Source organism: Duganella zoogloeoides (assembly GCF_034479515.1).
Taxonomy (GTDB): domain Bacteria; phylum Pseudomonadota; class Gammaproteobacteria; order Burkholderiales; family Burkholderiaceae_D; genus Rugamonas; species Rugamonas zoogloeoides.
Genome location: NZ_CP140152.1, coordinates 5,419,712 through 5,439,136 on the forward strand (window position 1 = coordinate 5,419,712; position 19,425 = coordinate 5,439,136).

General features: G+C 62.3%; 20 protein-coding genes. 11 read left to right on the forward strand and 9 right to left on the reverse strand.

Features of this window, described 5'->3' with window-relative positions:
• Positions 1-184: 184 nt before the first annotated feature.
• The 4 genes from SR858_RS23800 (at position 185) to SR858_RS23815 (ending at position 3,048) form a co-directional block, all read left to right on the forward strand.
• Positions 185-1,237, forward strand: a complete 1,053-nt coding sequence (locus tag SR858_RS23800) for a LacI family DNA-binding transcriptional regulator (RefSeq protein WP_019923388.1) — start codon at positions 185-187, stop codon at positions 1,235-1,237.
• Between the two features lie 8 nt (positions 1,238-1,245).
• A complete protein-coding gene (locus SR858_RS23805) occupies positions 1,246-2,187 on the forward strand; it encodes a sulfonate ABC transporter substrate-binding protein (RefSeq protein WP_019923389.1) in 942 nt (313 codons plus the stop codon).
• 83 nt (positions 2,188-2,270) lie between these two features.
• Positions 2,271-2,762: a PIN domain-containing protein gene (locus SR858_RS23810; RefSeq protein ID WP_019923390.1), complete on the forward strand. Its 492-nt coding sequence runs from the start codon at positions 2,271-2,273 to the stop codon at positions 2,760-2,762.
• Entirely contained in the window at positions 2,743-3,048 is a 306-nt protein-coding gene (locus SR858_RS23815; protein ID WP_019923391.1) for a hypothetical protein, read from the forward strand. Before SR858_RS23810 ends, SR858_RS23815 begins: the two co-directional genes overlap by 20 nt.
• Here the strand turns inward: SR858_RS23815 and SR858_RS23820 are convergent.
• From SR858_RS23820 to SR858_RS23835, 4 genes are all read right to left on the reverse strand, one after another.
• Positions 3,045-3,488, reverse strand: coding sequence for a gamma-butyrobetaine hydroxylase-like domain-containing protein (locus tag SR858_RS23820; RefSeq protein WP_019923392.1), 444 nt, complete (start codon positions 3,486-3,488; stop codon positions 3,045-3,047). The genes SR858_RS23815 and SR858_RS23820 overlap by 4 nt on opposite strands.
• Positions 3,485-3,919 (reverse strand): HIT family protein, encoded by a 435-nt coding sequence (locus SR858_RS23825; RefSeq protein ID WP_019923393.1) that lies wholly within the window; start codon positions 3,917-3,919, stop codon positions 3,485-3,487. The genes SR858_RS23820 and SR858_RS23825 overlap by 4 nt, the downstream gene beginning before the upstream one ends.
• On the reverse strand, positions 3,919-7,935 hold the full coding sequence (locus SR858_RS23830) for a DUF3683 domain-containing protein (protein ID WP_019923394.1): 4,017 nt from the start codon (positions 7,933-7,935) through the stop codon (positions 3,919-3,921). The genes SR858_RS23825 and SR858_RS23830 overlap by 1 nt, the downstream gene beginning before the upstream one ends.
• A gap of 223 nt (positions 7,936-8,158) precedes the next feature.
• A complete protein-coding gene (locus SR858_RS23835; protein ID WP_019923395.1) occupies positions 8,159-8,650 on the reverse strand; it encodes a YqaA family protein in 492 nt (163 codons plus the stop codon).
• 281 nt (positions 8,651-8,931) lie between these two features.
• On the opposite strand from SR858_RS23835, the gene ilvA reads away from it, so the two are divergent.
• The 7 genes from ilvA (at position 8,932) to SR858_RS23870 (ending at position 14,706) form a co-directional block, all read left to right on the forward strand.
• Complete coding sequence (gene ilvA, locus SR858_RS23840) at positions 8,932-10,467, forward strand: threonine ammonia-lyase, biosynthetic (RefSeq protein WP_019923396.1); 1,536 nt, start codon at positions 8,932-8,934, stop codon at positions 10,465-10,467.
• 177 nt (positions 10,468-10,644) lie between these two features.
• On the forward strand, positions 10,645-11,478 hold the full coding sequence (gene queF / locus SR858_RS23845; RefSeq protein WP_026637562.1) for an NADPH-dependent 7-cyano-7-deazaguanine reductase QueF: 834 nt from the start codon (positions 10,645-10,647) through the stop codon (positions 11,476-11,478).
• Positions 11,479-11,674: 196 nt separating this feature from the next.
• Entirely contained in the window at positions 11,675-12,157 is a 483-nt protein-coding gene (locus SR858_RS23850; protein ID WP_019923398.1) for a PTS sugar transporter subunit IIA, read from the forward strand.
• Positions 12,158-12,219: 62 nt separating this feature from the next.
• Positions 12,220-13,155 (forward strand): HPr(Ser) kinase/phosphatase, encoded by a 936-nt coding sequence (hprK, locus tag SR858_RS23855; RefSeq protein WP_040378044.1) that lies wholly within the window; start codon positions 12,220-12,222, stop codon positions 13,153-13,155.
• Between the two features lie 110 nt (positions 13,156-13,265).
• Positions 13,266-14,126, forward strand: coding sequence for an RNase adapter RapZ (gene rapZ / locus SR858_RS23860; RefSeq protein WP_019923400.1), 861 nt, complete (start codon positions 13,266-13,268; stop codon positions 14,124-14,126).
• Between the two features lie 60 nt (positions 14,127-14,186).
• Positions 14,187-14,492 (forward strand): type II toxin-antitoxin system RelE/ParE family toxin, encoded by a 306-nt coding sequence (locus SR858_RS23865; RefSeq protein ID WP_019923401.1) that lies wholly within the window; start codon positions 14,187-14,189, stop codon positions 14,490-14,492.
• A complete protein-coding gene (locus SR858_RS23870; protein WP_026637563.1) occupies positions 14,485-14,706 on the forward strand; it encodes a hypothetical protein in 222 nt (73 codons plus the stop codon). The genes SR858_RS23865 and SR858_RS23870 overlap by 8 nt, the downstream gene beginning before the upstream one ends.
• Here SR858_RS23870 and SR858_RS23875 read toward each other — a convergent pair.
• From SR858_RS23875 to lptB, 5 genes are all read right to left on the reverse strand, one after another.
• Positions 14,636-15,730 (reverse strand): enoyl-CoA hydratase/isomerase family protein, encoded by a 1,095-nt coding sequence (locus SR858_RS23875; RefSeq protein ID WP_019923402.1) that lies wholly within the window; start codon positions 15,728-15,730, stop codon positions 14,636-14,638. The two genes, SR858_RS23870 and SR858_RS23875, sit on opposite strands and share 71 nt — an antisense overlap.
• Positions 15,727-16,689 (reverse strand): alginate lyase family protein, encoded by a 963-nt coding sequence (locus SR858_RS23880; protein WP_019923403.1) that lies wholly within the window; start codon positions 16,687-16,689, stop codon positions 15,727-15,729. The genes SR858_RS23875 and SR858_RS23880 overlap by 4 nt, the downstream gene beginning before the upstream one ends.
• Positions 16,690-16,749: 60 nt before the next feature.
• Positions 16,750-17,109: a ribosome hibernation-promoting factor, HPF/YfiA family gene (hpf, locus tag SR858_RS23885; protein WP_019923404.1), complete on the reverse strand. Its 360-nt coding sequence runs from the start codon at positions 17,107-17,109 to the stop codon at positions 16,750-16,752.
• Positions 17,110-17,184: 75 nt separating this feature from the next.
• Positions 17,185-18,669 carry an RNA polymerase factor sigma-54 gene (locus SR858_RS23890; protein WP_019923405.1) on the reverse strand — a complete coding sequence of 495 codons (1,485 nt, stop codon included), beginning with the start codon at positions 18,667-18,669 and terminating at the stop codon, positions 17,185-17,187.
• Positions 18,670-18,672: 3 nt separating this feature from the next.
• The gene (lptB, locus tag SR858_RS23895) at positions 18,673-19,425 is read right to left on the reverse strand and encodes an LPS export ABC transporter ATP-binding protein (RefSeq protein ID WP_019923406.1); all 753 of its coding nucleotides are present in this window, start codon (positions 19,423-19,425) and stop codon (positions 18,673-18,675) included.

A 19,425-nucleotide genomic window follows, 5' to 3' on the forward strand; every position in this document is an offset into this window, starting at 1 on the left:
CATAAATTGACTTTTGATCGGTGAAGAACCAACTTAGCTGGGCAGCTGCTGTTTGCTACACTTTGGCTACACTTCGATGGTACCGATACCCTTTTTTTAGTGTCGTGGCATGCAGTTTTGAAGTCAAAGAATTAAAAAAATCATCGATATGTCTTTTTGGAATATGCCTTTATGAGCGCCATCCATGACTGAATCTGCAGCACCAAGAAAGCGCCGCGGCTCCGGCCGCGCCACCATTCACGACGTGGCGCGGCTGGCCGAAGTAGGCTCGATCACGGCCTCGCGCTACTTCAGCGAACCGACCCGCGTGGGCGCCAAGCTCAGTGCGCGCATCGCCGCCGCCGTCAAGCAGCTCGGCTATGTACCGAACCTGGTGGCCGGCGGCCTGGCCTCGTCGCACGGGCGCATGGTGGGCATGGTGATCCCGAATATCTCGGGGCCGATCTTTGCCAACACCATCCAGAGTTTCAGCGACACCCTCACCCGCCACGGCTACCAGCTGCTGCTGGCGTCAAGCTATTTTTCGGCCAAGCAGGAGGAGAGCGCTGTGCGCACCTTCCTCGGCTGGAAGCCGGCAGCGCTGGTGGTGACGGGGCGCTTCCACAACCGCGCCACCGACAAGCTGCTGGCCACCGCCGGCGTGCCGGTGGTGGAAACCTGGGACTACCAGCCACGCCGCCGGCATATCCAGGTGGGCTATTCGAACCATGCAGTGGGCGAGCAGGCCGCGCGCTACCTGTACGCCAAGGGTTATCGCCGCATCGCCTTCGTGCAAAACAGCGTGGCCGGCGACTTGAGCGCGGTCGATCGCAGCGACGGCTACGCGGCCGTGATGCGCGAGCATGGCCTGGAACCGGTGATCTACGTGCCCACCATGGAAGCGCCGTTCGACGCCGGCAAACAGGCCATCGAAGCGCTTGCGCTGGCGCCGGCTAAAAAGAGCAAGGCGGTGGAAGCGATCATCTTCGCCAACGACAACCTGGCTGCCGGCGCGCTGCTGGCCGGCCAGCGCGCCGGCCTTGCCATCCCCGGCAAGTGCGCGATCGTCGGCTTCGGCGACTATGCGTTTTCGTCGCTGCTGCTGCCGAGCCTGACCACGATACGGCCGCCGGCGCGCGAGATCGGCGAGATCGCCGCACTGCGCATCCTCGAACAACTGGGCGTGCTGCCCGCGTCCCATGCCGATTCGCGCTTGAATCTGCTGGCCTGTGAATTGATAGAGCGCGAAAGCGCATGAGGAACAACATGAAGAAATGGATCGTGACGATAGTCGCGGCAACAGCCCTGCCCCTGGCTGCCCAGGGTGCCGAAATAAAAATCGGCTTTCAAAAGGGCAGCGGCCTGCTCAGCATGATCAAGGCGCAAGGCTCGATGGAGAAGGCCCTGGTGGGCCAACAGATCAAGTGGATCGAGTTCCCGGCCGGGCCGCAGATGCTCGAAGCGCTCAACGCCGGCAGCATCGATTTCGGCAGCACCGGCGCACCGCCGCCCGTGTTTGCGCAGGCCGGCGGCGTCGATCTGCTGTACGTGGGCGCCGAGCCGGCGCCCGTCAACAGCGAGGCGATTTTCGTGCCCAAGGATTCGCCGCTGCGCAGCGTGGCTGCGCTCAAAGGCAAGCGGGTGGCATTTCAAAAGGGTTCCGGCTCGCACTTCCTGCTGGCCTCGGCCTTGAACAAGGCCGGCTTGAAGATGGCCGACATCGTGCCCGTGTACCTGTCGCCGTCCGATGCGCGCGCGGCCTTCGTTTCGGGCAGCATCGATGCGTGGGTGGTGTGGGATCCGTATTTCGCGTCCGCGCAAAAAGCCTACCAGGTGCGGGTGCTGGCCGACTACACGGGCCTGCCGCTGGCCAACGGCTTTTACCTGGCGTCGCGCCGCTTCACGCAGCAATCGCCGCAACTGGTGGCAACCTTGCTGGAACAGGTGTCGGCGTCGGGCCAGTGGGCCAATGCGCATCCGAAGGAAACCGGCGCCAGCCTGGCGCAGCTGACCGGGCTGCCGGCCGATATCGTGGCCACGTGGCTGGCGCGCTCGCGCTTTGGCGCCACGCCCGTCACGCCCGAGATTGTTGCCAACCAGCAGCGCGTGGCCGACCTGTTTTATGAGCAGAAACTGATACCCAAGCAAGTCAACATCGCCAGCCGCGCCTGGGTCTGGCAACCGAGACCGGCCGTGCGGCCCGATTGATGTAGCCGAAACTAGCTGATGAGTTCGATGCTACGCTGGTCAATGCCGCCGGTTGCGCGGCATGCCAGAGCGAGGGCGACTCCATGCTCCAAAAGGTCTACATCGACACGTCAGTGATCCGCTTCCTGACCGCTCCGTTAAGCCGTGATCCGTTCGTGCGCGGATGCCAGAAACTCACGCGGCAATGGTGGGCCCGCCGCGACCCCTTGATGACGTACATCTCCGACGCCGTGCTCGATGAGATCAAGGCCGGCGATCCCAAGCGGATCGCCGCGCGGATGGCCATCGCGGAAAAGCTCATCTATTTTCGCCCCGATCCGGAGGTGCCGATCTTCGCTGAACTTTTGATATTGGGCGGCGGTCTAAACGCCACGGCCAGAATCCCGGCGCAACATATTGCCAGCGCGGCGTTCCACGACATGGATGTCCTGTTGTCGTGGAACTGTGTCGACATCATCAATGCACGCAACTGTGCGGTGCTGCGCAAGCTGATGATGTTGAAAGACCTCGAACTGCCGGAGCTGGTCACACCGTTCGCGCTGATGGAGAACAGTTATGAAGATCTACAATATTGAGATGCCGCCCGACTTTAATTTTCCCGACCTCGACAGCGACACCAGGGCAGCAATCGATGCCTTGCACGCCGCCATGCTGCGCGACAAGGCGGAGGCCGACGCGTTGGTCGAGCGGCGCCGCGCCGAAGGCTATGTCATCCCCACCCACGAGGAAACCATAGCCCGCATGCGCTGCGATAACCGGCCGCTGCGCCCGCCGGCCCTCAATGTCGCCGCGCTGCGCGAATTACCTCCACGCATGCAAGCGATCTTCGCCTATCTATACCGGCACGATATTACCTATTAACTTTTGCAACCGCAGCTACCGCTCCCGCAGCCACCACCCTGCTTGGCAGCCGACGGCCCGGTCAGCGAGATACCGCTGTCGCGTCCACTGTCGCCGTCGAAGCCGGACGCGTGCAGGCGATCCATGTAGGTGGCCCACAACGCCTCTTTCTCGTTGCCGAGCTTGTACAGGTAATCCCAGGTGAAGATGCCGGTGTTGTGGCCGTCCGAAAAGGTCGGCTGTACCGCGTAGTTGCCCACCGGTTCCACGCCAGCGATGCCCACTTCGCGCTTGCCGGTTTGCAGCACTTCCTGGCCGGGGCCGTGGCCCATCACTTCGGCCGACGGCGAGTACACGCGCAGCAGTTCGAATGGGATCGAGAATTTGGCGCCGTCGTCAAACGCGATGTCGAGTACCTTCGACAGGTTGTGAACGGTCAGTTCGGTGGGGTTCCTGGTCATGATGATGCTTTCAGATTTTCAATAATCGCCGCGTGCAGGGCTGGCAACAGGGCGCGCCGCGCCGCCAATGCCTCGGGCGTGGACGCGCGTACTGCCGGCGCCCAGGTGGGGTTCGGGAAATGCGCGTCGTCGCGGTAGCGCGGGATCACGTGCCAATGCACGTGCGGCGTCATATTACCAAAGCTGGCCAGGTTGATCTTTTCCGGCGCCATGACGGCGCGCTGGGCCGCTTCCACCGCCCACACCACGTCCATCACGCGGGTGCGCTCCAGCGGCGCCAGGTCGGTCATTTCCTTGACGTGGGCGTTCCACACCACGCGCGTAAAGCCCGGGTATTCGGCTTCGTCGACGGCCACCACCGACAGCTGGTGATCGGCCCAGACCAGGGCCGCGCCTGGCGTTTCAAGCAACTTGCACAGGTCGCAGGCCATTACACCAGCACCCGTTCGATGCCGCCGTCATTGGCGCGCTTGACGTAGTCGGGCATCCAGTTCTCGCCCAGCAGGTGCTTGGCGATCTCGACCACGATGTAGTCGGCCGTGGTGCCGGCGTCGTCGCTGTAGCGCGACACGCCGCCCAGGCACGACGGGCAGGAGGTCAGAATCTTGACTTCGCCATCGAAACCGTCGGCGCGCAGCTTCTCGGCGCCCTTGATCATTTCCTCTTCCTTGCGGAAACGTACTTGCGTGGAAATGTCGGGACGCGACACCTGCAAGGTGCCCGAGTCGCCGCAGCAGCGGTCGTTCTTCTCGATCTTGACGTTATCGACCGTGGTGATCAGCGCGTTGATGGTTTTGCCCGACTCTTGCAGCTTCATCGGGTTGTGGCACGGCTCGTGGTACATATAACGGGTGCCGTTGACGCCTTCGAGTTTCACCTTCTTTTCCAGCAGGTACTCGTGGATGTCCATGATGCGGCAGCCAGGGAAGATCTTGTCGAACTCGTAGGTGGCCAGCTGGTCGTAGCAGGTACCGCACGAGACCAACACGGTCTTAATGTCGAGGTAATTGAGCGTGTTGGCCATGCGGTGGAACAGCACGCGGTTGTCCGTCATCATCTTCTCGGCCTTGTCGAACTCGCCGTTGCCGCGTTGCGGATAGCCGCAGCACAGGTAGCCCGGCGGCAACACCGTCTGCACGCCCACTTCCCACAACATCGCCTGCGTGGCCAGGCCCACTTGCGAGAACAGGCGCTCCGAACCGCAGCCAGGGAAGTAGAACACCGCTTCCGTATCGGCATTGGTGGTCTTGGGGTTGCGGATGATCGGGATGACCTTGTCATCTTCGATATCGAGCAGCGCCCGCGCCGATTTCTTCGGCAGGTTGCCCGGCATCTTTTTATTGATGAAGTGGATCACCTGCTCGCGCACTTTCGGCTTGCCCACGGTCGGTGGCGGCGCCTTGGTCTGCTTTTTGGCAAATTTCTTCAACACATCGTGACCGAGGCGCTGGGCCTTGAAGCCCCAGTTCGACATCACCTGGCGCGTGGCGTTGATGGTGGTCGGATCGCTGGCGTTAAGGAAGAACATCGTCGCGGCCAGGGCCGGCTTGAAGCTCTTCTTCTCCATCTTGCGCAGCAGGTTGCGCATATTCATCGACACGTCGCCGAAGTCGATATTGACCGGGCATGGCGTCACGCACTTGTGGCAGACGGTGCAATGGTCGGCCACGTCTTCGAACTCTTCCCAGTGCTTGATCGAGATGCCGCGCCGGGTTTGCTCTTCGTACAGGAACGCTTCGATCAGCGACGACGTCGCCAGGATCTTGTCGCGCGGCGAGTACAGCAAGTTCGCACGCGGCACGTGGGTCGAGCACACCGGTTTGCACTTGCCGCAGCGCAGGCAGTCCTTGACGCTGTTGGCGATCGCGCCGATATCGCTTTGCTGCATGATCAGCGATTCGTGGCCCATCAGGCCGAACGATGGCGTGTACGCGTTGGACAGGTCCGCTTCCATGCCGGGCAGGTTCAGCAGCTTGCCCTTGTTGAAGCGGCCCTCCGGATCGACGCGCATCTTGTAGTCGCGGAACGGGCCGATTTCTTCTTCGGTCAGGAACTCGAGCTTGGTGATGCCGATGCCGTGTTCGCCCGAGATCACGCCGTTGAGCGAACGGGCCAGGATCATGATGCGCGCGACGGCCTGGTGCGCCAGTTGCAGCATCTCGTAGTGGTCGGAGTTGACCGGCAAGTTGGTGTGGACGTTGCCGTCGCCGGCGTGCATGTGCAGCGCCACGAACACGCGGCCGCGCAGCACGCGCTTGTGGATCGCGGTCGCTTCATCGAGGATCAGCTTGTAGGCGGCGCCGTTGAAGATCTGGCGCAGCTGGGCGCGGATTTCCTGCTTCCAGGTCACGCGGATGGTGCGGTCCTGGACGATGTCGAACAGGGTGGCGTCGGGCTGGGCTTTCAGGCGTTCTTCGAACACCGGCAGCAGGCGCTCCATGCCGTGGGCGGCCAGCGCATTGGTGATGCCGGCCAGCGGCAAGTCGAGATTGGCCAGAAGATAGGTCCAGCGCGCCTGCACCTGCGTGAGCAAGGCGTCGGTTTGCTCGGCGCGGTCACCGAGCATTTCGGCGTCGCCCACCGCATCTTCGGCATCGTCGCTCTTGCCGATCGGCAGGTTGCCGGCGGCAAAGAAGGTCTGCAGTTCATCGACCAGTTGCAGCTTGTTCTTGATCGACAATTCGATGTTGATGCGCTCGATGCCGTCGGTGTACTCGCCCATGCGGTTCAATGGGATCACGACGTCTTCGTTAATCTTGAAGGCGTTGGTGTGCTTGGCAATCGCAGCCGTGCGGGCGCGATCAAGCCAGAATTTCTTGCGCGCTTCCGGGCTCACTGCCACGAAACCTTCGCCGACGCGGGTATTGGCCAGGCGTACGACTTCCGAAGCGGCAATCGCCACGGCGTTTTCATCGTCGCCGACGATGTCGCCGAACAGCGCCATTTTCGGCAGCACGCCGCGCTTGGACTTGGTGGCATAGCCGACCGCGCGCAGGTAGCGCTCGTCCAGGTGCTCGAGACCAGCCAGGCGCAGGGTTTTGAATTGTTCGCCGGTGGCCGGCAGGCCGTCGAGGTAATCCTTGATTTCAACGATCGACGGAATCGCGTCGCGGGCCTGGCCGAAGAACTCCAGGCAGACCGTGCGCGCGAATTTCGGCATCTTGTGCAGGATCCAGCGGCCCGACGTGATCAGGCCGTCGGTACCCTCTTTCTGGATGCCGGGCAGGCCCGACAGGAACTTGTCGGTAACGTCCTTGCCCAGGCCTTCCTTGCGGAATTTACGGCCTTCGATTTCCAGGATCTCGGTCTTGAACGGCGCGCCCTTGGCTTCGCCCAGGCGGTTCGGATGGGTCCACTCGAGCTGGAAACGGGCCAGCGGCGTATCGTGGATTTTCGACAAGTTGTGGTCGAGCCGCGTGACCTCTAACCAGTCGCCGTTCGGATCGACCATGCGCCACGAGGCCAGGTTGTCGAGCGCGGTGCCCCACAGCACGGCCTTCTTGCCGCCCGCGTTCATGGCGATATTGCCGCCGATGCACGACGCGTGCGCCGAGGTCGGATCGACCGCGAACACGAAACCGGCCTTCTCGGCCGCTTCCGACACTTTATTGGTGATGACGCCGGCGCCGGTGTAAATCGTTGCGTATTCCTGGTCCAGGCCAGGCAGCACCTTCATTTCCACCGCGCCCATGTTGAGCAGCTTTTCGGTGTTGATGACGGCCGACATCGGCGTCAGGGGAATTGCGCCGCCGGTATAACCGGTGCCGCCGCCGCGCGGGATGATGGTCAGCCCCAGCTCGATACAGCCTTTGACCAGGCCCGCCATTTCATCTTCGGTATCGGGCGTGAGCACCACGAACGGGTACTCGACGCGCCAGTCGGTGGCGTCGGTCACGTGCGAGATGCGCTTCATGCCGTCAAAGCAGATATTGTGCTTTTCCGTGTAGCGGCCCAGGACCTTGGTGGTGCGCTTGCGCAGGTCGTACACTTGCTTGAATTCTTCGCCGAAGTCGGCCACGGCCTTGCTGGCCGCGCGCAGCAGTTTGACCACGTTGTCGCTGCGCTGGCGCGCGTGCGCATCGTTCTCTGCGCCGTCGTCTTCCACGGTCAGGCGGCGTTTGTCGACTTCGGCCAGGCGGTGATGCAGCGCGTCGATCAGTTCCTGGCGGCGCTTGGGGTTGTCCAGCATGTCGTCCTGCAGGTACGGATTGCGCCGCACGGCCCAGATATCGCCGAGCACTTCGTACAGCATGCGCGCCGAGCGGCCGGTCTGGCGGGCGCCGCGCAGTGCATCCAGCAAACTCCACGATTCCTCGCCCAGCAGCCGGATGACGATCTCGCGATCGGAAAACGACGTGTAGTTATAAGGGATTTCGCGCAGGCGCGTGGCCTCCGGACCGTGGGGCGTTTCCGCCAGTAATGCTTGGATTTGTGCAGGGGCATTCATTGTGCGATTGGACTAGTCTACTGAACCCGGGACTGCCATTTTAGCGTATTGCGGTGCACCACGCGGGAACAGCCTTGCTTTACCAAGGGACACTCACCGCGCAATCAATCCGGCTTTTCTACGTAAAAACCGCCGTTTATTGGCAATAAAATTCAACTTTGCAATTTAAGCGGAATTTAATTCAGCATCCAGCCTCTGTCGCAGTAGGATCGGTTGCACCGTTTTAGCCCAGCAACTGTCCAATCCGGTGCCAGAAGCCGTCCGGCACATACAACAGCAGCGTGGTCATGGTCAGATAGCGCAGGCACTTGCCCACCGCCATGTAGGCCAGGCTCGGCCAGAATGGCAGCTTGAGCCAGCCGCCCAACGTGCACAGCGGATCGCCGACCACCGGCAGCCAGGCCAGCAACATGGTCTTGGCGCCGTAGCGCTCCAGCCAGTGGAACCAGCGGCTCTTGCGCTCCTTGGCAAAGGTCTGCTTGGCCTGGTAGCCCATCCAGTAATCGACCGCACCGCCCAGGGTGTTGCCCACGGTGGCCACCGCAATCGCGCTCCAGAACAATTCGGGATTGGCCTTGATCACCGCAAACACGGCCGGCTCCGAGCCCAGCGGCACCAGCGTGGCCGAGATAAAACTGATGATGAACACCGACGTCAGCCCCACTTCCGGCGCAGCGATCACGTTCAGCAGCCAGGCGATTGCAGATTCGATCATCGGTTTCTTTGAGGTCTGATAAGGGTGTCCATTATAATGATCCGCACACCGCACGATTGAACAGTTCGGTCCATGCCCATCCGCGCGGACCTGCGCCCCTGCTCCACCCGGTCACCCGCCGGATAGTTAGCATCGACCACTGCGGAACCATCCCCACTTCGGGGTCAGTGCCGACATTTAGACACGGCCTCAGCTTTTAGCAGCAGAGCTCGTGTCCGAATGTCGGCACTGACCCCGAAGTTAGGGGCTGGCTCCATCGCTCTTTTTCTTGTTTGCAGACCATGACTATCGACTATCTGAAGAAAGTACTGACCGCGCGCGTTTATGACGTTGCCCAGGAAACCCCGCTGGAACTGGCGCCGACCTTGTCGCAGCGCTATGACAACCGCATTTATTTCAAGCGCGAGGACATGCAGAGCGTGTTCAGCTTCAAGATTCGTGGCGCCTACAACAAGATGGCCCACCTGAGCGAAGCGCAGCGCAAGCGCGGCGTGATTTGCGCCTCGGCCGGCAACCACGCCCAGGGCGTGGCGCTGTCCGCCGCCAAGCTCGGCTGCCGGGCGCTGATCGTCATGCCCACCACCACCCCGCAAGTGAAAATCGACGCGGTCAAGGCGCGCGGCGGTTCCGACGTGGAAGTGGTGCTGCACGGCGAGTCGTACACCGACGCCTACAACCACGCCCTCACGCTCGAGAAAGAACAGAAGCTGACCTTCGTGCACCCGTTCGACGATCCGGACGTGATCGCCGGCCAGGGCACGATCGGCATGGAAATCCTGCGCCAGCACTCGGGACCGATCCACGCGATTTTCGTTGCCATCGGCGGCGGCGGCCTGATCTCGGGGGTGGCCGCGTACGTCAAGGCGATCCGCCCCGACATCAAGATCATCGGCGTGCAGACCATGGATTCGGACGCGATGGCGCGCAGCATCAAGGCCGGCGAACGCATCACGCTGGCCGACGTGGGCCTGTTCTCGGACGGCACTGCCGTGCGCCTGGTGGGCGAGGAAACTTTCCGCCTCACGCAACAGTACGTCGATGACATCATCATCGTCGATACCGACGCCATCAGCGCCGCCATCAAGGACGTGTTTACCGATACCCGCAGCATCCTGGAACCGGCCGGCGCATTGGCGATTGCCGGCGCCAAGGCCTACGTGGAACGCGCGGCGCTGTCGAAAAATCCGGTCAAGAACGAAACCCTGATCACGATTGCCTGCGGCGCCAACATGAACTTCGACCGCCTGCGTTTTGTCGCCGAACGGGCCGAGCTGGGCGAAGCGCGCGAGGCGCTGTTTGCCGTCACCCTGCCCGAGCAGCGCGGCAGCTTCAAGCGCTTCTGCTCGCTGGTCGGCCCGCGCAATGTCACCGAGTTCAACTACCGCATCAGCGACAAGGACGAGGCCCACGTGTTCGTCGGCGTGCAGATCGCCGACCGCGGCGAATCGAGCGCGCTGGCGCGCACGTTCGAAGCGAACGACTTCCGCACGCTGGACCTCACGCACGACGAGCTGGCCAAGGCCCACGTGCGCCACCTGGTCGGTGGCAAGAGCGCGCTGGCCAACAGCGAGCTGCTGTACCGCTTCGAGTTTCCCGAGCGCCCGGGCGCGCTGATGCGCTTTTTGAACAGCATGGCGCCGAACTGGAATATCTCGCTATGCCACTACCGCAGCCAGGGCGGCGACGTCGGCCGCATTTTGATCGGCTTGCAGGTGCCGCCGGGCGAGATGGACCAGTTCGGCCAGTTCCTGACCACGCTCGGTTACCGCTACTGGGATGAGACGGCCAATCCGGTGTACAAGCTGTTCCTGGGCTAAGGCGCTTCCGACAGCCGGGCGAACGGCAGCGGCAGCGGCCGCGATCGGTGCCCGGACGTGGACCTGCCCAGCCCGTCTGCGGCACTGCCGGCCGCTTGACGGGCGCCGGCAGCGCCCTAAAGGGTGCAGTACAATGTGGCGCTTACAATGCCATCACTGCACCCCACCACGCCCGCCATGACCAATACCGTCGACTTGTCCCCGCTGGGAAAAACCTCCGCCTACCGCACCGATTACGCGCCGGAACTGCTGTTCCCGATCCCGCGCCAGGGCAAGCGTGACGAGCTGGGTTTGTCCGGCACACTGCCCTTTTTTGGCGTCGATATCTGGAATGCCTACGAAATCTCGTGGCTCAACAGCCGTGGCAAACCGCAGGTGGCCATTGCCCGCATCACGGTGCCGGCCGATTCGCCCAACATCATCGAATCGAAATCGTTCAAGCTGTACCTGAACTCGTTCAACCAGACGCGGCTGGAAAGCGTCGATGCGCTGCACGCGCTGCTGCAACAAGACCTGTCGAAAGCGGTGGGCGCATCCATCCACATCGTGCTGACCCAGCCCGACGGCTTCGACAAGGTCGCCATGGGCGAGCTGGACGGCCTGCTGCTCGACCGCCTCGACATCGAGATCGATTACTACAGCCCGGCCCCGGAACTATTGAAGGCGGCGCTGGACGAGGAACCGGTCGAGGAAAAATTCGTGTCGCACCTGCTCAAGTCGAATTGCCTGGTCACCGGCCAGCCGGACTGGGCCAGTGTGCAAATCCACTACAGCGGTCCGCAAATCGACCAGGAAAGCTTGCTCAAGTATCTGATCGGCTTCCGTGAGCACAACGAATTCCACGAGCAGTGCGTCGAACGCATCTTTGTCGATATCCTGCGCCAGTGCGCGCCGCAGCAACTGGCCGTCTATGCCCGCTACACGCGGCGCGGGGGCCTGGACATCAACCCGTGGCGCAGCAACTTCAGCACCGGCCGCAATCCGCCCAACCTGCGCGGCGCCCGGCAATAAATACTGATCACGGCAGGCAAGCCGCATCGCCTCGCTGCGATGGTAGCTTCTGCATAAATCAGGCGTATGATGACGGGTCGGCCCGAGGTTTCGGTCCATTGATTGAAATACAACTCGGACGCGAGCGATTTCATGTTACACGGCGCACAAACAAGCCTATAATTCGGGCCGTGCGCCGCAACACTATTGTCGTCATATGAACAACCTGAGCAAAATTCTCTCTCTCGAAAACGTCCTGCTGGACCTGGAAGTGTCCAGCAAAAAACGTGCTTTTGAGCAAGCTGGCCTGATTTTCGAAAACAACTGCGGCATCGCCCGCTCGACCGTGTCGGACAACCTGTTCGCCCGCGAACGGCTCGGTTCCACCGGTCTCGGCCACGGGGTGGCCGTACCGCACGGGCGCATCAAGGGCATGAAAAGCCTGAAGTCGCCGCTGGCTGCGTTTGTCCGCCTGTCGGAGCCAATTCCGTTCGAGTCGCCCGATGGCAAGCCGGTCAACCTGTTGTTTTTCCTCTTGATCCCCGATCACGTGACCCAGCAACACCTGGAAATCCTGTCCGAGATCGCGGAAATGTTTTCCGATGATGCGTTCCGCACCGCGCTGACCACGGATCCCGATCCGAAATCGGTGCACTCGCGCATCATCAACTGGCTGCCCAGCCTGCAAGCTGCGGGTTGATCCGCCGCCAGCAACTTGCAGTACACTAGGCTCTCCCTCTCCTGATTCGGACCACGATGCCCATGCTGCAAACCCCGCTGACGATACAACGCCTGTACGACGACAATCGCGAAAGTTTGCAGCTTGGCTGGTTTGCCGGCTTTCCCGGCGGCGAGCGCCTCATTTCCGGCGATGTCGCTTCGGCCGCCGACCAGGTGGGCCACCTGAACATGATCCACCCGGGTCGCATCCAGGTCTTCGGCCACCAGGAAATCAATTACTACCAGCGCCTGAAGTCGCTCACGCGCGCCCACCTGATTGGCGAACTGATCGGCGGTAATCCGCCGGCGCTGATCGTCGCGCAGGGGCTGGAAACGCCGCCCGACATCCTGGCCATTTGCGACGAAAAAAATATCCCGCTGTTCTCCACGCCGCTGCCGGCCGCGCAGGTGATCGACTTCCTGCGCGTGTACCTGTCGAAGAAACTGGCGCAGCGCATCATCATGCACGGTGTGTTCATGGACGTACTGGGCGTGGGCGTGCTGATCACCGGCGACTCGGGCCTCGGCAAAAGCGAACTGGGCCTGGAGCTGATTTCACGTTCGCACGGCCTGGTGGCCGACGATGCCGTGGAATTTTCGCGCATCGCCCCCAATATGATCGAAGGCCGCTGCCCGGCCCTGCTGCAAAACCTGCTGGAAGTGCGCGGCCTGGGCCTGCTCGACATCAAGGCCATTTTTGGCGAGACGGCCGTGCGGCGCAAGATGCGCCTGAAACTGATCGTGCACCTGGTCAAGCGCGGCGGCCAGGAAGAAGAAGTCGAACGGCTGCCGTTCCAGTTCCCCACCGAAGACGTGCTGGGCCTGCCGATCCGCAAGGTCGTGATTCCCGTGGCGGCCGGCCGCAACATCGCCGTGCTGCTCGAAGCGGCCGTGCGCAACACTATTTTGCAACTACGCGGGATCGACACCCTGCAAGAGTTCATGGAGCGGCAACGACTGGCAATGAGTGGAGATTGAATGTTGCTAAGGAGTCGCGCCAAGCATGGCGCAACCGTTACGCAGGCGCAGAGCGATGCTCTGCGAATTCCCTGCTTCACCAACGCCTCGCCATGAGCGGAGACTGAGTTATGCGTATCGTCCTCATCACCGGAATTTCCGGTTCCGGCAAATCGGTGGCCCTCAATGTCCTGGAAGACCTCGGCTACTACTGCGTTGACAACCTGCCGCCTGCCCTGCTGCCGCACCTGGTCTCCACCCTGGTGGGCGAAGGCTTGCGTTCGCTGGCGGTGGCGGTCGATGCGCGCAGCGCCGAATCGCTGGCCACGTTGCCCACCGATGTGGCGCACCTGCGCGAGGAAGGCCACGACGTGCGCGTGATGTTCCTCACTGCTAACACCCATTCGCTGGTGGCGCGTTTTTCCGAAACGCGGCGCAGCCACCCGCTGTCGCACGAACTGCGCCCGGGCCAGAACCCGGCCGCGCGCCGTACCCTGATCGAATGCATCCTGGAAGAACGCGAACGGCTGTCGGCCATTGAGCAGCTGGGCCACGTGGTCGATACGTCGGAGCTCAGCGCCAACAAGCTGCGTGCCTGGGTCAAAGACCTGGTCGAGCTCGAACACGCGCCGCTGACCCTGTTCTTCGAATCGTTCGCCTTCAAGCTGGGTGTGCCGATGGATGCCGATTTCGTGTTCGACGTACGGGCGCTGCCCAACCCGTATTACGACCTGTCGCTGCGCCCGCTGACCGGACGCGATGCACCGGTGATCGAATTCCTCGACGCCCAGCCCAGCGCCGGCGAGATGCTGGAGGACATCCGCGCGTTCGTGGAAAAATGGCTGCCGTCGTTCAAGACCGACAACCGCAGCTACCTGACCGTGGCCCTGGGCTGCACCGGCGGCCAGCACCGCTCGGTATACATCGCCGAAAAGCTGGCAGCTTACTTCCACGCCAGCGAGCGCGTGGTGATACGGCATCGCGAGCAGTAAAATTTGCGCGCGATAGAGCTTGATCAAAGCCGGGGTGGTTGTCTAAACTAGCCTTGATGGATGATGCAGATCATCCAATCAGAAACATTCAACAAGTGGGCCGCGGGGCTGCGCGATCCACAAGCGCGGGCACTGGTGGCATCACGGCTGCTGCGCCTGTCGCAAGGCATGGCCAATGACATCGCCGCGCTCGGTGACAGTCTTTTCGAGCTGCGCCTGCATATGGGGCCTGGCTACCGGATCTACTTTATTCGCGAGGGAGCAACCGTGGTTGTGCTGCTCAGCGGCGGCACCAAGGGCTCGCAGGTGCGCGACATTCTCAAAGCGAAACACCTTGCTCATCAGTGGAGACACCACCATGACTGAACATTTCATCCCATTCGACCCTGCCGAACTACTGACCAGCACCGAAGCGATCGATGCCTTCATGGCGGACGCGATCGAAACCGCCGACCCCGCGCACATTGCCGCAGCGCGCGAGGTCGTGCGGCGGGCGCGGGCGCACGCGGTCAGGCAGCGCCGTGAAAATGGCGCAGCGGATGCGCGTGGTCCGGCCACGCGGGCGCCAAAATCTGCCTGACCATCTCGTCGGTTACATCGGCCAGCGCCGGCGGCGTCCAGCGCGGGGCGTGGTCCTTGTCGATCACCAGCGCGCGGATGCCTTCGATGACCTGGCCGTTTTCCAGCGTGCGGCGCACGGCCGCGCGTTCCATGCGCAGGCAGTCGGCCATGCTCATTGCCGCCCCCAGCTCCTGCAAGGCATGCGCCACGCACATCATCAGCGGTGAGCGCGTGGCCATGAGCGCCAGCGTCGCCCTGGCAAACTCGCTGTCGTCGTGTTGCAACGACGCGACAATGGCCGGCACCGGTCCCGCACCAAAATGACGGTCGATGGCGGCACGGTCGCGCTCAAGTGAACCTGGCCCGGCAGCGGCCTTGAACGGCGCGGCAAAGGCCGCAATCGCCGCCGGCAGGCCAGCACCGCCACCCGCATTCAAAACCGCTCCCAGCGCCGTTAAATTGGCCGCCGGCACGTAATGGTCGGCCAGTCCCGCATACAGCGCATCGGCCGCGCCGATGGTGGCGCCGGTGATACCCAGGTACAGTCCCAGCCGTCCCGGCAAGCGGGACAGGAAATAGCTGGCGCCCACGTCCGGGAACAGGCCGATATTGGTCTCCGGCATCGCCATCCTGGTGCGGTCGGTCACGATGCGTGTGCGGCTGTGAGGGCCGGCCTGCGCCACGCCCATGCCGCCGCCCATCACCACGCCGTCCATCAGCGCAATAAACGGTTTCGGGTAATGGTGGACCAGGTGGTTGAGCGCATATTCCTCGGTGAAGAAATCCTCGACCAGCGCGCTGCCCTGCTGCGGCGTGGCGCGGCCCAGGTCGTGGAAGAAGCGGATGTCGCCGCCGGCGCAAAACGCCTTGTCGCTGCTGCTGCGCACGACCACCGCCTGCACGGCGTCATCGTCGCGCCAGGCCAGCAGGGTGTGCGTGATGGCGCGCACCATGTCGAGCGACAGCGAGTTGAGCGCGCGCGGACGATCGAGCGTGATGACGCCGGTGCCGTCACTGACGGCAGTTAATACGTGTTCGCTCATGGCTGTCCTGTGGATTTGTTCGACGACGGAAAATGTTCTAGCGGGTTGGGCAAGGTTAAATCGCCGCCGAGGCGGGCCTGGAATTTTGCAGCGGCTGCTGGCGGGTGCCCCATGTGGCGCGCGTAGATCACGGCAAACGGCATGTCATTCACCGCTTCCTGCTTGAAACCGGTCGCCTGGTTCATGGCCGAAGGATTGCGCGCGGCGGCCAGCGTAAATGTCACCAACCGGTCCAGCATCGGCGACTGCAGGTCGAGGATGGACGCCATCATGGTCAGCGGCGCGGCAGCAAACGCGTGGTAGTGCAGCGCCTTGGCGCCGCGCGCCATCTCGGCCGGCAGCGCGCCGTCGGGTGCCACCTGGGCCATGGCGTTGTCGAACACGCCGTGGCCCCAAGTTAATAGACGCTGGTCGTGGGTGACGGCGCCGACGGCAGTCACTGCCAGCCCTTCCCAGTAGTAATGGTTGTTGCGCTTGCCCTTGCGGGTGTCGGCGTGGACCAGCGTGGCGTCGGCCAGCGTGGACAGCCACGCCTCGATCGCTTGCTTTTGCGCGGGCATGGCGGCTGCCTGCACGCGCGCATAGCTGAGCGCCAGTCCGCCCAGGGTCCACTTGCGCACGAAATACGCCTGTTCGCTCGACATCTTGCCCAGCATGGCCTGCTGGCCGGCCCAGCTGTCCAGCCAGTTCAAGGCGCAGGCGGCGTCTTGCGGCTTGCCGTTGGCCTGGTAGCGGCTGGCGTTGCGGGCGACGCCAGACAAGAATTGTTCGACCGGCTCGGTGCTGGCGATGTTTTTGGCGCGCCGCGCCGGGTCGATCACGGAATGGTTGGCGTCGTTGTAGTAGCTGTTGGCGTCGATGTCGATGACGGCGGCCGGCGCCGGCTGGCAGGTGGCGGCGACGGCGGAAGCAGCGGAGGCGGAAAGGAGAACGGTATAAACCAGATAAACAATTTTCATGTAGCTCCAAAAACAAGAAAGGGCGCCTTGTGCGCCCTTAGTTGGTGTGTCGCGCCGTTGTTAAAGGGCGGCGGCAGCTGGTTCGAAGTTATCCGGGAGATGCTTGATCGCATCGTGGCCGTGCTGTTGGACTTTGCCTTTGTACTTCATGACCTGGCGGTCCAGCTTGTCGATCAGGGTGTCGATCGCAGCGTACAGGTCTTGCGACAGGCTTTCCACGTAGACCGTTTTACCGGACAGGCGCAGATTGATTTCAGCCTTTTGGCGCTTGGTTTTCTCTTTAAGGTTATCTACGGTCAGAATGACAGCAATATCAATCACTTGATCAAAGTGCCGTGTCACGCGTTCGAGCTTGCTCTGCACGTATTCACGAATGGCGGCGGTCACTTCGAGATGATGTCCACTGATGGTGAGATTCATACACACTCCTAAAGATAAATGTCGCTGACGGTTCGTGCTTTACCCATTGTTGCCGAGTAAGCAGGAACCAGTGCACTACAAAGACTTGCGGAGACTGACTGGAGGGATTTTGAGGGCTTCGCGATATTTGGCAACAGTGCGTCGCGCAATCACCATGCCCTGTTCTCCCAGCATGTCCGCAATCTTACTGTCGGATAAAGGATTTTTAGGGTCTTCAGCTCCTGTCAGTTGCACGATCAGTGCCCGTATCGCCGTCGAACTGGCTTCACCTCCCGCTTCGGTGGCGACGTGGCTACCAAAAAAATATTTCAGCTCAAACATGCCGTGCGGCGTCAGCATGTATTTCTGAGTTGTTACCCGAGAAATGGTGCTCTCGTGTAAACCCAGTGTATCAGCAATTTCGCGAAGCACAAGGGGGCGCATGGCAACGGCGCCGTGCGAGAAAAAGTTCTTTTGTCGTTCTACTATCGCTTGCGCCACGCGCAGGATGGTGTCGAACCGCTGGCGCATATTCTTGATCAGCCACTTCGCTTCCTGCAGCTGCGCGCCCATGGCGCCCTCGCCTCCCTCGCCCTTCTTCTGCTTGAGCAGGTTGGCGTACATGGCGTTTACGCGCAGGCGCGGCATGACGTCGTTGTTCAGGCTGACCTGCCAGCCGGTGCGCGATTTTTTCACGATCACGTCCGGCACCACGTAGTCCGACACGTCGGACGCGAACGCCGCACCGGGGTGCGGATTGCACTGGCGGATCACGGTCTGTACTTCGCGCAAGTCTTCGTCGTCGCACAGCAGCGCTTTTTTCAGCTTGTTGAAATCGCGCTGGGCAAACCACGTCAGGTGCTTTTCGACGATGGCCACGGCCATCCGTCGCGTCACCAGCGCGATGCCGGGCAAGCGCTTGATTTGCAGCGCCAGGCACTCGGCCGCATTGCGCGCCCCCACGCCGGCCGGGTCGAAACTTTGCAGCAGCGACAATGCCGTTTGCAGCTCGTCGAGTTCGACTTCCAGTTCCTCCGGCAGGCGCGCGTGGATCTCGTCGAGCGCTTCTTCGAGGTAGCCGTTTTCGTCGAGCGCGTCGATGATCAGCTCGACCAGCGCGCGGTCGCGCAGCTCGAGCACGGTCACCCGCATCTGCTCCATCAGGTGTTCGCGCAGGGTGCAGTGGTGCGCTTCGATTTGCGGACGCGCGTCTTCGTCGTCGGGCGCCTTGCTGCGGCCGGCGTCGCTCCAGTCCATGTCCGCTTCGGCGGTGGTACTTTCGGTATCGGCGGCGGGGCCTTCGTAGGCGTCGGCCTCGCCGGCGGGCGCCGCTTCCTGCGGGCCCGATTCGGACGGCGCTTCGCCGGACGGCGCCTGCTGGCTGATGGCGCCGTCGGACAACAGCCGCAGCGAATGGTCGAGCGGGTCGTCTAACCGCTCGAGCAAGGGATTGTCGGTCAGGAGTTGTTCGAGTTCCTGGTGCAGCTCCAGCGTGGAGAGCTGCAGCAAGCGGATCGATTGCTGCAGTTGGGGCGTCAGCGCGAGATGCTGCGAGGTCCGCAGTTGCAACGACTGTTTCATGGATTACATTCGGAAGTGTTCACCCAGGTAGACGCGGCGGACCGACTCGTCGGCGATGATGTCGTCCGGACGGCCCGAAGCCAGCACCGAGCCCTGGTTGATGATATATGCGCGGTCGCAGATGCCCAGCGTCTCGCGCACATTGTGATCGGTAATGAGGACGCCGATTTGCCGCTCCTTGAGAAAGCGCACGATGCGCTGGATCTCGATCACGGCAATCGGGTCGACCCCGGCGAATGGTTCGTCGAGCAGCACGAAGCGCGGGTTGGTGGCCAGCGCACGGGCGATCTCCACCCGGCGGCGTTCGCCGCCGGAGAGCGAGAGCGCGGGGTTCTCGCGCAGCTTCTCGATTTGCAAATCGGCCAGCAGGGTATTGAGCCGTTCAGTAATGTCAGCCTTGGATAAAGGCTTGCCGTCCACTTTCTGGATTTCGAGGACAGCGCGAATATTTTCTTCCACCGTCAGTTTGCGGAACACCGACGCTTCCTGCGGCAGGTACGACAGGCCGAGCGAGGCGCGGCGGTGGATCGGCAGCGACGAGACGTCGACGCCGCCGATATCGATGGTGCCGGCGTCCGACGGTACCAGGCCGACGATCATGTAGAACGACGTGGTCTTGCCGGCGCCGTTGGGGCCGAGCAAACCCACCACTTCGCCGCAATCGACTTGCAGGGACACGTCGTGAACGACCTGGCGCTTGCCATAGCTTTTCTGCAGGCCGCGAACGATCAGGGTGCTACCGCAACTTGGTTCCAT